Genomic DNA, 14,710 nt, shown 5'->3' on the forward strand with positions numbered 1-14,710 from the left:
CTCCTCCGCGGACGCTCCCTGACGGAGAGGACTCGGGGACCGGCCTACGGCACCGCGATCGCCGCGCGGTCTCCTGCAGGACCTCCAGGGCGAGAACCGACGGCTCTGAGGCCCGGCCGGATCAGACGCGGTCGGCGAGGATCGCCTGCCGCCTCTCGCCGGCTCGCACGAGGAGGAGCGTCGCGGCCGTCGCTCCCTTCAGCGTCAGCCTCCGTCGGAAGGCGGAGGGGTCGATGTCGACGCCCCGCTTCTTGATCTCCACCGTGCCGACGTCTGCGGCGCGGAGGACGGCGTTGATGGCCTTCGGATGCAGGGGAAGCACCTCGCGCACACGGAACGAGACGGCGAGCGGGCTCTCCGACGGCGCATCCGAGGTGAGATAGGCGATCTTCTCGTCGAGCATCCCGGCGTCCATGCCCCGCGCGAGATCGCCGATGAGGCGGGCGCGGATCACGGCGCCGTCGGGCTCGTGGAGGTAGGCGGCAAGAGGGCGGACCTCGGCGTCGGGACTGTCCGACGCCGCGACGAGCTCGTGAGTCTCCTCGCCGCGCACGACCATGGCCGCGCGCCGCACGCCGGGGCGGGCGAGCGCACCCGACCACAGGACGAGCTCGACCACGCTGCCGTCCGCGCTCACCCACTGGGCCTCGGCGTCGGCGGGCAGAGCGGCCCGGTCGTGCCCCGGGCCGAGCTTGATCCCGGCGGACATGCTCGCTGCGAGAGCGAAGGCCCAGTCCAGCGGGGGCGAGTAGTCGGCGGCGGAGACACGGCGGGTCTCCCGGTGCCCGGCCGTGCGCCGGGCGGGGTCCAGCCACACCGCGTCGGCGGCGGAGAGGTCCGTCTCCTGCGCGATCCCGTGGCGCACGACGACGTCGTCCCCGAAGGGCGCGAGGTTGTAGGCGGCGAGCGCGGCGGTGACCTCGTCGGCGTCCACCGCGGTCACGCCCAGCCCGGCGCCGGCGAAGGCGAGCGCGTCTCCGCCGATCCCGCAGCCGAGGTCGGCGACACGTGCGATCCCGGCGGCCCGCATCCGGCCGGCGTGCCGGGCGGCCACGCCGAGACGGGTCGCCTGCTCGAGCCCCGCCCGGGTGAAAAGCATCCGGTCGGCGAAATCGCCGAACTTGGCGCGGGCCTTGGCTCGCAGGTGGGCCTGGCCGACCACCGCGGCGACGAGGTCGGGCCCGTGCCCGGCGGCGCGGAGGCGTGAGACGGCGGCAGCGGCCGCACCTGTCGTCTCGACCGGGCCCAGGGAGTCCAGCAGGCGCAGGCCCTCGGACGTGAGCAGCGCGGTCAGTTCGGCCATCTCCACGGGACCCAGCCTAGGAGGCACGCGGCGAGGCCGTGAATTGGCACTCGCATTGCGGGAGTGCCAGCCATGCGCCTAGACTGTGGTTAGCACTCTCAGGCTGAGGGTGCTAACGAGTCTTTGAACCGTCAAGAAAGAGGTAGACCGTGTCGGTTTCCATCAAGCCGCTCGAGGACCGCATCGTCATCAAGCAGGTCGAGGCCGAGCAGACCACCGCGAGTGGCCTGGTCATCCCCGACACCGCCAAGGAGAAGCCCCAGGAGGGCGAGGTCGTGGCGGTGGGCCCCGGCCGCATCGACGACAACGGCAACCGCGTTCCGCTCGATGTCGCCGTCGGCGACCGCGTTCTCTACAGCAAGTACGGCGGGACCGAGGTGAAGTTCGGCGCCGACGAGTACCTTGTGCTCTCGGCCCGTGACGTCCTCGCGGTCGTCGTCCGCTGAACGACACCCACTCTCGCTCGGAAGGCCCGGTGCTTCTGCACCGGGCCTTCCGTCGTCTCCGTCGCGCTCCCGCGGCGTCCCGCCGATCGCGATCCGGCCACAGAGGCGAGCGATCCTGCCAACAGGGTCTGGCCCTGCCCGCCGCGTCCGCACCCGGGAATAGGGTTGTGCGGTGACATCCCCCTCGCGCAGCACCCAGACCACCGGCATCGCCTACACCGTCGGGGCCTACGTGATCTGGGGGATCCTGCCGCTCTACTTCCTCCTCCTCGCCCCGACAGGACCGTGGGAGCTCGTCGCCTGGCGGGTCCTGCTGTCGCTCGTCTTCTGCGCGATCCTGCTCACGGTCACGCGCGGATGGGCGGCATTGCGCGCCGTCGTCCGTCAACCGCGGCTGCTCGCCCTCACGGCCCTCGCGGGTCTGCTGATCTACGTCAACTGGCAGGTGTTCATCCTGGCCACCCTCTCGGGCAACATCGTCGAGACGAGCCTCGGATATTTCATCAACCCGATCGCGATGGTGCTCCTCGGCGTCTTCGTGCTGCACGAGCGGCTCCGGCCGCTGCAGTGGGCAGCGATCGGGATCGCCGCGGTGGCCGTGCTGGTGATCATCTTCGCGCACGGGTCCTTCCCGTGGATCGCCCTCTCGCTCACCGCCTCCTTCGGCGTCTACGGGCTGGTCAAGAAGCAGATCGGCCCCGCTGTCGACGCCGTGAGCGGGCTGACGCTGGAGTCTCTCTGGCTCGTCCCGATCGCCGTTCTGCAGCTGGTTCTCGTCGCCGCGGACGGGGGGATCACGTTCGGCTCCTCCGGGCCTTTGCACACCGTGCTCCTCGCCTTCGCGGGGGTGGCGACCGCGGTGCCGCTGCTGCTCTTCGCCGCGGGAACCCGTCGCATCGCCCTCGCCCTCGTCGGGATGATCCAGTTCATCACCCCTGTCATGCAGTTCGTCGTCGGGGTGGTGCTCCGCGGTGAGGACATGCCGTTCGAACGCTGGGTCGGGTTCGCGATCGTGTGGGTCGCGATCGCGGTCTTCCTCCTGGACCTCGGGATCGCCACGCGCCGGGGACGTGCGGAAGAGATCATCGAACCCGTGTGAGGGATCGTTAGCGCACCGAGACAAACGAAACCCGGAACCTCTGTCGCCGCGAACTACTGTTGATGCACCGAGTGTGGCCGTCCGAAGAAGCACGGCCACGTTCAGCCACGCAAAGGAGCATCATGAACGCACTCAAGGCTTCGCGAGTGGCCAAGGCGCTCACCGGGATCGCGCTCGTCAGCGCATCCGCACTGGTGATCGCCGGCTGCAGCGGAAACCCCGGGACGACGCCGTCCGAGACGTCGGGAGGAGGCAAGCCCGCGGCCGACCTGACCCTGAAACTGGGCTCTCTTCTCCCGTCCACCGGAACGCTCGCGTTCCTGGGCGCGCCGATGGAGGCCGGCGTGCAGCTGGCCGTCTCCCAGGTGAATGACGCGAAGGCCGGGATCACGATCGGTCTCAGCAGCGCCGACGAGGGCGATCTCGACAACAAGGCGTACGAGACCTCGATCACCAAGCTGCAGAGCGAGGGTGTCTCGGCCGTCGTGGGCGCCGCCTCGTCGAGCGTGAGCAAGCTCATCCTCGACGGCAACGTCGGCAGCGGCATCCTCACGATCTCGCCCTCCAACACCTCGCCGGACTTCACCGGGATCAACCCGATGTACTTCCGCACCGCGCCGAGCGACCTGCTCCAGGGCGAGGTCCTGGGCAACCAGATCGCGGAGGACGGCAACAAGACCCTCGGCATCATCTATCAGAACGACCCGTATGGGACCGGGCTGTACCAGGCGATCAAGGACACGTTCACGAGCACCGGCGGCACGGTCGTCGCGGAGGCCTCGTACAACCAGGGCGACGGGCAGTTCGACGCCCAGGTCCAGACCATCGCCGCGGCCAAGCCCGATGCCGTCGCCGTGGTCTCCTACGAGCAGTTCAAGACGATCGCGCCGCTCCTGGGCAACGCGGGCATCAACACCGGCAAGCTCTACATGGTCGACGGGAACCTGTCCAACTACGCCAAGGACAGCCTGCCGGTCAAGCTGGAGGGCTCGAAGGGGACGCGCGCGGGAGCCAAGCTCCCGGACGACTTCCTGGACCAGCTCAACAAGGTCTGGACGGCGAAGGGCAACCCGCCCATCAACGACGTGACCTATTCGTCCGAGGCCTATGACGCGGTGATCCTCGTCGCGCTCGCCGCCCTGAAGGCGGGATCGACGACGGGCAAGGACATCGCGGCCACGATGCGCGAGGTCTCCGGCGGGACCGGCGACGGGGAGAAGTGCACCACGTTCGCCGAGTGCGCGAAGATCATCGGCGACGGCGGGACTGCGGACTACGACGGCCTCTCCGGCGAGATCACTTTCGACGACAAGAACGACCCGAAGGGTGCGGCGATCGGCGTCTACGAGTACGGCGCCGACAACAACAACACGCGGATCAAGTAGGTCTCTGCGAGACGGGAGGCGGTCCGGGCAGGCCCGGGCCGCCTCCCGCTGTGTTCGCGGGGCGGATGCCCGGTCTCTGCCGCAGTGCCCGTGTCAGGTGCAAGATCGAGCGGCTAGCCTGGAGGCGCCGTCGAAAGGAGCGCCCGATGTTCGACAGCCCGCTCTCGGCGTCTGCGTATGAGGTCCTCGGTGTCGTCCCGGGCGCCGAGGAGGAGGAGCTCAGGCGGGCGTACCGCCTGCGTCTTCGCCTCGCCCATCCCGACACCGGCGGTGATGCCCTCTCCTTCGTCGCGGTGCAGCGGGCGTGGGAGCTCATCGGCACGCCCGAGGCGCGGGCCGCCTACGACAGCGGGCACGGGTTCGCCGCGGGGGAGCGGTGGCGCGGGTGGGACGAGCCGGAGACCCGCACCGGGTCACGGCTCAGGGCGACCTCGTACGGCCGCGCCGGCGGATGGCATCGGCGGAGGTATCTCGCGCTGGCGCGTGAGTGGGCGGGCGCGGAGGTCTCTGATCCGTATGATCCCGCGTTCGTGCGACAGGTCCCCAAGGAGCTTCGCCGGCTGCTCGCCGACGCCCTTGCCGAGGAGGAGACGGCGCGCACGGTGTCGGATCTCGGGATGGGCTTCACGATATGGCACGACGTCGCCACGGGCCCGTCCGACGCCGGCGAGGAGGGACACAAGCTCGATCACATCGTGCTCGGCCCCACCGGCGCCTACGGGGTGAGCTCGCTCGACCTCGGCGGGATCGCCCGCTTCCGCGGCGGGGAGATCATCGGACCGGACGTCGGGCCACGAGCGCCCGTGACCGTGCTTCTGACCGGCCTGCGGGCTGTGGCACGGACGACGCGGGTGCGCTTCGGCGGCGGTGTCGTGGCGGTCCCGGACGACGCGCTCGCCCAGGCGGCCGTGTCGCTCGGCACGGTCCGCGGAGTGCCCATCGTCGTGACCCGCCGCAGCGCTCTCGCGACCATGCTCCGCGGCGGTGTGCCAGGAGGACGACCCGTCGGAGGCAACGAGCTGTTCGACATGAGGACCCGCCTGCAGCAGGCCATCCGCTTCGCCTAGCCGCGTCGCCCTCCGCAGGGCGCGGCTAGGCGGCGTCCTGGCCGAGCGTGCCGAGGTAGAGGCCGATGACCTTGGGGTCGTTCAGCAGGTCGCGGCCCGTCCCCTCATAGGCGTCGCGGCCCTGGTCGAGGACGTAGCCGCGGTCGCAGATCTGCAGGCAGCGGCGGGCGTTCTGCTCGACCATGATCGTCGTCACGCCGGCCTTGTTGATGTCGGACACCCGGATGAAGGCGTCGTCCTGGCGAACGGGCGAGAGGCCCGCGGACGGCTCGTCGAGCAGGAGCACCGAAGGATCCATCATCAGCGCTCGCGACATGGCGACCATCTGCCGTTCGCCGCCGGAGAGCGAGCCCGCGCGCTGGTTCAGGCGCTTGCCGAGCTCCGCGAAGATGCCGGTGACGAACTCCAGCCGCTCGGCGTACGCCTTCGGCCGCTGGTAGAGCCCCATCTGGAGGTTCTCGGCGATCGTCAGCGAGGGGAACACGTTGTTGGTCTGAGGGACGAAGGCCACACCACGGGCGACGAGCTTGTCCGCCTTGAGCCCGACGATGCTCTCGCCCTTCACGGTGATCTCTCCCTCGCGAACGTTGACCATCCCGAAGATCGACTTCAGAAGCGTCGACTTCCCCGCACCATTGGGCCCGATGATGCCGATCAGCTCGCCCTGCCGGGCGATGAGGCTCGCCCCGTTCAGGATGTTGACCCCAGGGAGGTAGCCGGCGTGGACGTCCTTCAGCTCCACCACCACGTCGTCCGCGCGGTCGTGCGCGGTACCGGCCTGCGGCGCGTCGGTCATGTGCGGTCCTCCTCGATGTCGTCTCCGGCGTCCTCCGCGGCGATCTCCTGCGCGACCTCGGCCTCGATCACGGTGCGGGTCGCCGTCGCCTCGGCCGGGTCGAGCACGGTGATCCGGCCGGTGACGGCACCGAGGTCCACGTCCTGATGCGCGCCGAGGTAGGCGTCGACCACCGCGGGGTCGTCCATCACGGTCTCCGGCGGGCCCTCGGCCACCACACGACCTTCGGCCATCACGACCACCCAGTCCGCGATGTGCCGGACCATGTGCATGTCGTGCTCGACGAAGAGCACGGTCATCCCGCGATCCTTGAGGTCGAGGATGTGGTCGAGCAGCGACTGCGTCAGCGCGGGGTTCACGCCCGCCATCGGCTCGTCCAGCATCACCAGACTGGGGTCGCTCATCAGCGCCCGTGCCATCTCGAGGAGCTTCCGCTGCCCTCCGGAGAGCGAGGCGGCGAAGTCCTTCTCCTTCGCGTCGAGCTTGAAGCGCACGAGCAGCTCGCGCGCCCTCTGCTCGATCTCACGATCCTGTCCGCGCCAGAGGAAGGGGAGCAGGCTCGTCCAGAACCGCTCCCCGCGCTGGCCGGGAGCCCCGAGCTTCATGTTCTCCAGCACGGTGAGGAGCGACAGCGACTTCGTGAGCTGGAAGGTGCGCACCTGTCCCATCCGCGCCACCTTGAACGAGGGGATGCCGGCGAGGTTCTTGCCGTCGTACCTCCAGGACCCGGCGTTGGGCTTGTCGAAGCCGCAGAGCAGATTGAACAGGGTGGTCTTGCCCGCCCCGTTCGGGCCGATGAGTGCGGTGATCGCGCCACGCGGGATCTCGAGGTGCTCGACGTCGACCGCGGCGAGACCCCCGAAGCGTCGGGTGACGCCGTCGGCGACGAGGATCGGGTCCGCCTTCGCGACGCCTGGAGCCGCGGGACCCTTCGCGAGCCCTGTGGTCTTGGGACGGCGGACGCTGCTCGCCTCCGGAGGAGCCGCCTGCGCCCCGGGGGCGCTGTTCTCATTTGACAAAGGTCATCTCCCTCTTGTCGCCGAGGATCCCCTGTGGGCGGAAGATCACGATGAGCATGAGCACCACGCCCACGAGCACGAAGCGCACCGTCTCGGCCTGCACGCTCGTCATGGGGAGGTACCCGGCGGCGGCGAGCTGCGGGATGAGGTTGCCGAGGAAGGCGAACACCACCCAGAAGACCACCGCGCCGAGTGTGGGGCCGAACACCGTCGCCGCGCCGCCGAGCAGCAGGATCGTCCAGAGGAAGAAGGTCAGCGACGTCGAGTAACTCCCCGGGACGACCGCCGAGGGGAGGACGAAGACGATGCCGCCGAGGGCGCCGATGATCCCGCCCAGCACCAGTGCCTGCATCTTGAAGGCGAAGACGTTCTTGCCGAGCGAGCGCACCGCGTCCTCGTCCTCTCGGATGCCCTTGAGCACCCGGCCCCAGGGGCTGCGCATGAGCGCCCAGACGAGGACGACGACGATCGCCAGCATGACCAGGCCGAACACGCGGTTCCACAGGTCCGTCTCGTTGTACGTCCACGGGCCGAAGCCGTAGGTGCCGGGAGGGAACGGGTTGATCTCCCGGAATCCGGCGCTGTAGCCGGAGAGGCCTCCGGCCGAGTTCGTCCACTTCTTGAACAGCTCGGTGAGGAAGAGGAGCCGGACGATCTCGGCGGCCGCGATCGTCGCGATCGCGAGGTAGTCGGCCCTCAGACGCAGCGTCGGGATGCCGAGGACGAGCGCGAACGCGGCGCCGGCGAGAAGGCCGATGAGCATGCCCAGCCACCAGGGGAGGCCGAAGCTCAGCACCGAGATCGCATAGCCGTAGCCGCCGACGGCCATGAACGCCGCCATGCCGAAGTTCAGCAGGCCCGCGTAGCCGAAGTGCACCGCGAGACCTGTCGCGGCCAGCGCATAGGCGATCGTGACCGGGCTGAACAGGTAGGCGGCGGTGTTGCCGAAGATGGTTCCGAAGTCCATGCGTCAGCCCAGCCTTTCCTTGCGTCCGAGGAGTCCTTGCGGTCGCACCAGGAGGATCACGATCAGCGCGACCAGGGCGCTCGCGTACTTGAGGTCGGAGGGGATCCACAGGGTCGACACCTCGACGGCGATCCCCACGATGAGGGAGCCGATGAGCGCGCCGATCGCGGAGCCGAGACCGCCGAGCGTGATCGCGCAGAACATCAGGAGCAGCATCTGCATGCCCATGTCCCACTTCACCCCGGGGCGGAAGTAGGCCCAGAGGATGCCGGAGAGGGCGGCCAGCACGCCGGCGATGATCCAGACGATCCGGATCACCCGATCGACGTCGATGCCGGAGGCGGCCGCCAGCTGCGGGTTGTCGGAGATGGCCCTGGTGGCCTTGCCGATCCGGGTCCTGGTGAGGAAGAGGGCCATCGCGATGATCACCGCGAGGCTCGTCCCCATGGCGATCATGTCGATGTAGGAGAGCGAGATCGGGCCGAGCTGGATCGGCGTGGGACTCGCGCCGGGAAGCTGGTACGTCCCGCCGCCGATGATGTACTGCAGCGCGTAGCGGAGGGCCAGCGAGAGGCCGATGCTGACGATCATGAGCTGGACCACGCCGAGCCCTCGTCGTCGCAGCGGCCGCCAGAGCCCGGCGTCCATCGCCCAGCCGAGGACGGCTCCGGCGATCACCGCGGCGGCGATGCCGAGCCAGAGGGGGAGGCTCCACAGCGAGCTGACGATGAGGGCGACCACACCTCCCCAGGTCACCATCTCGCCGTGCGCGAAGTTCGAGAGCCGGGTGGTGCCGTAGATGAGAGCGGCTCCCATCGATGCGAGTCCGAGCAGGAGACCGAAGTTGATCCCGCCCACCAGCCTCGACAGCAGCTGATCGACGAACGAGGTGGTCTGGCGTTCGCCCTCGCCGAGGAAGAGGTTGATGATCTTCGTCCCCGTCAGCCCGAACTCCACCTCCTGCGACGCCGAGTCGCCCTCGACGATCACGCCTTTCGGTAGGGTCGACTCGTCGACGGTCAGGGTGTAGGTCGCCTTCTCCGGGACGTAGAGGCGCCACTTGCCCTCCGCGTCGGTCTCGGTGTCGGCGGAGAAGCCGTTGCCCTCGACCTTCACCACCACGCCCTCGATCGGCTTGTCGTCGTAGGAGATCACCCCGGCGAAGTAGAAGTCCGTCTTCTCCTGGCCGTCGTCGGCCAGGGCGCTGTGGGGCCCCTGGAGCACCATGAACGCGGCGGCGAGCAGCGCGCACACCAGCGTCACCAGCCATCGTCGGGTCGGTGCGACGGTCGTCCTCTGTTCCACGCATCCTCCACGGTGAGTGCGTCGTCTGCGGCACCCCATCGCGTCGCAGGTCTCCGAGCGTAGCCTGAGATGTTCCGTACGCCTACCGGGTCGCCCGCACCGGGGCGAGACGCGGTCCGTCCAGGGAATGAAGGCGACCGGTTCCGCCTTACAATTGACAGACGCGAGAGGAGCCCTCATGGAGCAGCACGACCCGTTCGGATTCGTCGGACTCACCTACGACGACGTGCTGCTGCTGCCGGGGCACACTGATGTGATTCCCAGCGAAGCCGACACATCTTCGCGTGTGACCCGACGGATTTCGGTGGCGACGCCGTTGCTCTCCAGCGCCATGGACACTGTTACCGAGGCGCGGATGGCGATTGCGATGGCTCGCGAGGGCGGTCTGGGGATCCTGCACCGCAACCTGTCGATCGCGGACCAGGCGGCCCAGGTCGATCGCGTCAAGCGCAGCGAGTCCGGGATGATCACCGACCCCATCACCACGACGCCCGAGGCGACGATCGAGGAGGTCGACACGCTCTGCGCGACCTATCGCATCTCCGGGCTCCCCGTCGTCGATCCGGACGGACGGCTCGTGGGCATCGTCACCAATCGCGACATGCGCTTCGTCTCCGGGTTCGAACGGCAGACGACCCTCGTCCGCGACGTCATGACCTCCGAGGGCCTGGTCACCGCGCCCGTCGGCGTGGCCGCGGGGGAGGTCATCGCGCTGTTCGCGCAGCACCGTGTGGAGAAGCTGCCCCTCATCGACGCCGAGGGCAAGCTCGCCGGGCTCATCACCATCAAGGACTTCGACAAGAGCGAGAAGTACCCGCTCGCGACCAAGGACGATCAGGGACGGCTGCGCGTGGGCGCCGCGATCGGCTTCTTCGGCGACGCGTGGGAGCGTGCCGAGGCGTTGCGCGACGCCGGCGTGGACGTGCTCGTGGTCGACACGGCCAACGGGCAGTCCCAGGGCGTGATCGACCTCGTGCGGCGGCTCAAGGCCGACCCGTCCTTCGCTCACATCGACGTCATCGGCGGCAACGTCGCGACCAGGGAGGGCGCGCAGGCGCTCGTGGACGCGGGCGTGGACGCGGTGAAAGTGGGCGTGGGCCCTGGGTCGATCTGCACCACCCGAGTGGTGGCAGGCGTCGGCGTGCCGCAGGTCACCGCGGTCTATGAGGCGTCGCTCGCCGCAATGCCCGCCGGGATCCCGGTCATCGCCGACGGCGGCCTGCAGTACTCCGGCGACATCGCCAAGGCGCTCGTCGCCGGCGCCGACGCGGTGATGCTGGGCTCGCTCCTGGCCGGGACCGACGAGTCGCCGGGCGAGATCGTCTTCCAGGGTGGCAAGCAGTTCAAGCAGTACCGCGGAATGGGGTCGCTCGGCGCGATGCAGACCCGCGGCAAGCAGACGTCCTACTCCAAGGATCGCTACTTCCAGGCCGACGTCCCCAGCGACGACAAGCTCATCCCCGAGGGAATCGAGGGACAGGTGCCCTACCGGGGGCCGCTCGCGGCCGTCGCGTACCAGCTCGTCGGCGGACTGCGTCAGTCGATGTTCTACGTCGGCGCGCGCACGATCGAGGAGCTCAAGCAGAGGGGGCGGTTCGTGCGTATCACCGCCGCCGGCCTGAAGGAGTCCCACCCGCACGACGTGCAGATCGTCGTCGAGGCTCCGAACTACAAGAAGTAGCCACAGCGCCACCGTGGTGTCGGCGGTCCTCCGACCGGGCGTTGCGTCAGATGACGACGATCGTGGCGGGGGCGGCTGAGGGCCGTTAGCCTCGCCGCATGACTCTCCTCCCCGACACCGAAACCCACACCGACGTCTCCGCCGACGAGCGCGCCCGCCGCCTCACCGAGGCCGGCGCCGCCTGGAACGAGCGCATCGCCGCCGACGCCTCGTCGGCCGCGCTCACCTATCGCGTCACCGGCCGCGGCATCGGCGCGGTGGCCACCGAGATCCGCGCAGGGAGGCACCGCTTCCTCGTCGACGAGCCCGCCGCGCTCGCCGGTGACGACGCCGCCCCCAGCCCGGTCGAGTACGCGCTGGGTGCCCTCGTCTCCTGTCAGGTCGTGGTCTTCCGCCTCTACGCCCAGGCGCTCGGGCTGACGATCGACGACATCCGCATCACCGCCGAGGGCGATCTCGACGTGCGCAAGCTGTTCGGCATCGACGAGTCGGGCCGGGCGGGGTTCCACGACGTGCGGGTACGCACGGAGATCACCGGCCCCGACTCCGAGGAGGACTACGACCGGCTGCGCGCCGTCGTCGAGGAGCACTGTCCCGTCCTCGACCTGTTCGCGAACACCGTCCCGGTGGCGGGCACGCTCGCCTGATCTCCGTCGCGGGCGCCGGCTCCCTGCGCCACGACGCCCTAGAGTGAGCGCATGGATTCACCGACGAGTTCTGCGCCGGCCGGGGAGCGGGCGCTCACGCGCGGCCAGGTCGCCCGCTATGCGATCGGATCGCTGGGCACGGGCGGCTTCGCCACCCTGCCCGGGCTGGTGCTGGTGTACTACCTGACCGACTCCCTCGGGGTGACCGCGCTCGCCGCGGGCGCGATCGTCACCGCGGCGAAGGTCTGGGACGTGCTGATCGATCCGGTGATCGGCGGGCTCAGCGATCGCTCCGCGGCGCGCACCGGCACCCGGCGGCGGTTCATGGTGCTGGGCGGCGTCGGGCTTCCCCTCGCGTTCGTGCTGACCTTCGCGGTTCCGGGCGGCCTCGGTCCGCTGCCCTCCGCGCTCTGGGTGCTGGTCGCCTTCGTCCTCGCCGCCACCTGCTTCAGCCTGTTCCAGGTGCCCTACATCGCCCTTCCCGCCGAGCTCACCGACGGCTACCGGGAGCGCACGCGGCTGCTGAGCTGGCGCGTGGTCGTCCTCACGGTCGCGATCCTGCTGTTCGGCGCGGGCGGGCCGGAGCTGCGCGGGCTGTTCCCGGACGATCCGTTGCGGGGCTATCTGGTCATGGCCGTGGTCGCCGGGGTCGTGCTCGGGACCGGGATGCTGGTGTCCGCCACCGTCGCCCCTCGTCGCGCCCTGCAGCCGGTCGACGCGCGACCGGACGTGTCCCGAGCGTCGGTGGGGGTGCACTATCGGGACGGCATCCGCGTCCTCCGGGAGAGCCAGCCGTTCCGGGCGCTGCTGCTCGCCTTCCTGCTCCAGGGGCTCGCGACGGGTCTCATGCTCGCCGCCGCCCAGTTCGTCGCCCGGTGGGTCCTGCACGACGAGGGAGCGGTCACCCCGCTCTTCGCCGCGCTGATCGCGCCCGCGCTGCTCATGGCGCCGGTGTGGAAGGCGGTCGCGGACCGCCTGGGCAAGGAGCGCTCGTTCCGCCTCGCGAGCCTGCTGTTCCTCCTCGCGACCCTCGTGCTGCTGGTCATGGTCTGGGCGCCGGGATGGTGGGTCCTCGCCCCGGTCGCGCTCGCCGGCGCCACCTACGCGGGCATGCAGACGCTCCCGATGGCGATGCTGCCTGACGTCATCGCCCATGACCGGTCTCGTACCGGCGGCGCCGGTCGCTCCGGTGTGTTCAGCGGGGTGTGGACGGCGGGGGAGACGATCGGGATGGCCCTGGGGGCCGCCGTGCTCTCGCTCGTCCTCGCGCTCACGGGCTACATCGAGTCGACCGCCGGCGTGGCCGTCGCGCAGCCGGCGGCGGCGGTGGCAGGCATCGCGGTCTCGTTCAGCGCGATCCCGGCGGTGCTCATGACGGTGAGCCTGGTCGCTCTGTCGCGGTACCGGCTGCGCGAGCGCGACATCGAGGGGACGTCGGCGTGAACGACGGAGACGGCGTCCTGGCGCGACTGCGACGGCTCCGCGCCGACGACGCGCCGACCCACGGCGGTCACGTGCTCGCCTACGTCTACGACTCCGGGATGCCTGAGCTCGACGAGCTGGCCGACGCCGCGGCCGCCCTCGCCCGGCCCGTCAACGGCCTCGACCCGACCGTCTTCCCCTCCGTCGCGGCGATGGAGCGGGACCTGCTGGGCTTCGTGCGCCGCGCCGTGCACGGCGGAGGGAACGTCGTCGGGTCGGTGACGAGCGGCGGGACCGAGAGCTGCCTGCTCGCGGTGAAGACCGCCCGCGACCTGTGGCGCGCGGAGCAGACCCGGCGGGAGGACCTCTCCGCCGAGGCGCGGGCGGTCCGCAGGCCGCGGCTGCTGGCGCCGGTCACCGCGCACGCCGCCTTCCAGAAGGCGGCGCGGATGTTCGACCTGGACTTCGACCCCGTGCCCTGCACGCCCGACGGCACGGTCGCGGCCGCCGACGTCATCGCGCGGATGGACGACGACGTCGCGCTGGTGGTCGTGTCGGCACCCGCCTATCCCAGCGGAGCCCTCGACCCCATCCGCGCGGTCGCGGCGGCCGCGAGCGCGCGAGGCATCCGCTGCCACGTCGACGCCTGCTTCGGCGGACTGGTGCTGCCCTGGTGGCCGGGGGTGCGGACCTGGGACTTCCGGGTGCCGGGAGTGACGAGCATCTCGGCGGACCTGCACAAGTTCGGCTACGCCCCCAAGGGCGTCTCGGTGCTGCTGCACCGGGGCCGGCGTGCGCACCGCGCGCAGTTCTTCGCGACGACGCGGTGGCCCGGATACCCGGTGGTGAACCCGACGCTGCTCGGGTCGAGGTCGGCCTCGCCCCTGGCCGCGGCGTGGGCGATCGTGCAGCGTCTGGGGCGGACGGGGTACGCCGAGCTCACGGCGTCGATCGTGCGGGTCGCGGCGGCGGTCCGCACCGAGGTGGGCACGATCCGCGGACTGACGGTCATGGGCGATCCGGTGGGGCCCGCCATCGCGCTCGTCGCCGACCCGGACGTGCCCGTCGCGGATCGCGTCGATCCGCATCGCCTCGCCGACGAGCTGCTCCGGCACGGATGGCGGATCCAGCACCAGCCCGGCTTCGTGCAGGCCGACGGCTCCCGGCTGCCACGCAGCGCGCACCTCACCCTCACGCCGGTCCTCGAACGCGAGCTCCCGGCGTTCCGACGGGCGCTCGTGACCGCGGCCGACGCCGTGCGCGGCCGCCCGCCGGCGGACGGCAGGGCGCTCGCCCGCGCCGTCCGGGCGCTGGGGTATGGCCCAGATCGGGTCCCCGGTCCGTCGGCGGCCTGGGCCCTGCTGCGGATCGCGGGGGCGGGGAAGGTCCGTCCGACGCAGCCCATGTCCGGGTTGATGGCCCTGATCGAGGAGCTTCCCGCTCCCCTCGCCGAGACGCTGCTGGCCGAGCTCCTGGCCCGGACCTCCGCGCCGCGCTGAGGCCGGGTCCCCGGTGCGGCGACGTGGTCGCCGTCCTGATAGTCTGGTCGGCTCGTCATTCCCCTGTCGACGGG

Annotated in this window: 13 protein-coding genes; 8 read left to right on the forward strand and 5 right to left on the reverse strand. The window is 70.4% G+C overall.

The features are described 5' to 3' along the window. Positions 1 to 121 precede the first annotated feature (121 nt). Positions 122 to 1,309, reverse strand: a complete 1,188-nt coding sequence (locus tag ACP15J_RS06875) for a THUMP-like domain-containing protein (RefSeq protein ID WP_424980900.1) — start codon at positions 1,307 to 1,309, stop codon at positions 122 to 124. Between the two features lie 143 nt (positions 1,310 to 1,452). Between ACP15J_RS06875 and groES the strand changes: the two genes are divergently transcribed. The 4 genes from groES to ACP15J_RS06895 all read left to right on the forward strand — a co-directional run bounded on the left by groES (position 1,453) and on the right by ACP15J_RS06895 (position 5,300). After that, complete coding sequence (groES, locus tag ACP15J_RS06880; RefSeq protein ID WP_039394204.1) at positions 1,453 to 1,749, forward strand: co-chaperone GroES; 297 nt, start codon at positions 1,453 to 1,455, stop codon at positions 1,747 to 1,749. Positions 1,750 to 1,921: 172 nt separating this feature from the next. Further along, entirely contained in the window at positions 1,922 to 2,848 is a 927-nt protein-coding gene (gene rarD / locus ACP15J_RS06885; protein ID WP_424936272.1) for an EamA family transporter RarD, read from the forward strand. Between the two features lie 122 nt (positions 2,849 to 2,970). Beyond that, the gene (locus ACP15J_RS06890; protein WP_424936273.1) at positions 2,971 to 4,233 is read left to right on the forward strand and encodes an ABC transporter substrate-binding protein; all 1,263 of its coding nucleotides are present in this window, start codon (positions 2,971 to 2,973) and stop codon (positions 4,231 to 4,233) included. 146 nt (positions 4,234 to 4,379) lie between these two features. Continuing rightward, a complete protein-coding gene (locus ACP15J_RS06895) occupies positions 4,380 to 5,300 on the forward strand; it encodes a DnaJ domain-containing protein (RefSeq protein WP_424936274.1) in 921 nt (306 codons plus the stop codon). 25 nt (positions 5,301 to 5,325) lie between these two features. On the opposite strand, the gene ACP15J_RS06900 is transcribed toward ACP15J_RS06895, so the two are convergent. Genes ACP15J_RS06900 through ACP15J_RS06915 form a run of 4 tightly spaced genes read right to left on the reverse strand, consistent with a single transcriptional unit; the run spans position 5,326 to position 9,309 of the window. Next, entirely contained in the window at positions 5,326 to 6,096 is a 771-nt protein-coding gene (locus ACP15J_RS06900) for an ABC transporter ATP-binding protein (protein WP_424936275.1), read from the reverse strand. Next, a complete protein-coding gene (locus ACP15J_RS06905; protein WP_424936276.1) occupies positions 6,093 to 7,115 on the reverse strand; it encodes an ABC transporter ATP-binding protein in 1,023 nt (340 codons plus the stop codon). The genes ACP15J_RS06900 and ACP15J_RS06905 overlap by 4 nt, the downstream gene beginning before the upstream one ends. After that, a complete protein-coding gene (locus tag ACP15J_RS06910) occupies positions 7,105 to 8,082 on the reverse strand; it encodes a branched-chain amino acid ABC transporter permease (RefSeq protein WP_424936277.1) in 978 nt (325 codons plus the stop codon). Before ACP15J_RS06910 ends, ACP15J_RS06905 begins: the two co-directional genes overlap by 11 nt. 3 nt (positions 8,083 to 8,085) lie before the next feature. Beyond that, on the reverse strand, positions 8,086 to 9,309 hold the full coding sequence (locus ACP15J_RS06915) for an ABC transporter permease subunit (RefSeq protein WP_424980908.1): 1,224 nt from the start codon (positions 9,307 to 9,309) through the stop codon (positions 8,086 to 8,088). A gap of 256 nt (positions 9,310 to 9,565) precedes the next feature. On the opposite strand from ACP15J_RS06915, the gene guaB reads away from it, so the two are divergent. The 4 genes from guaB (at position 9,566) to ACP15J_RS06935 (ending at position 14,636) form a co-directional block, all read left to right on the forward strand. Then, the gene (guaB, locus tag ACP15J_RS06920) at positions 9,566 to 11,068 is read left to right on the forward strand and encodes an IMP dehydrogenase (protein ID WP_424936279.1); all 1,503 of its coding nucleotides are present in this window, start codon (positions 9,566 to 9,568) and stop codon (positions 11,066 to 11,068) included. A 98-nt stretch (positions 11,069 to 11,166) separates the two neighbouring features. Beyond that, a complete protein-coding gene (locus ACP15J_RS06925) occupies positions 11,167 to 11,715 on the forward strand; it encodes an OsmC family protein (protein ID WP_424936280.1) in 549 nt (182 codons plus the stop codon). Between the two features lie 51 nt (positions 11,716 to 11,766). After that, on the forward strand, positions 11,767 to 13,158 hold the full coding sequence (locus ACP15J_RS06930) for an MFS transporter (protein WP_424936281.1): 1,392 nt from the start codon (positions 11,767 to 11,769) through the stop codon (positions 13,156 to 13,158). Continuing rightward, positions 13,155 to 14,636 (forward strand): pyridoxal phosphate-dependent decarboxylase family protein, encoded by a 1,482-nt coding sequence (locus ACP15J_RS06935; RefSeq protein ID WP_424936282.1) that lies wholly within the window; start codon positions 13,155 to 13,157, stop codon positions 14,634 to 14,636. Before ACP15J_RS06930 ends, ACP15J_RS06935 begins: the two co-directional genes overlap by 4 nt. The last annotated feature ends 74 nt before the right edge of the window (positions 14,637 to 14,710 follow it).

It is taken from the genome of Microbacterium sp. S308A+, from assembly GCF_049800815.1.
GTDB lineage: Bacteria > Actinomycetota > Actinomycetes > Actinomycetales > Microbacteriaceae > Microbacterium.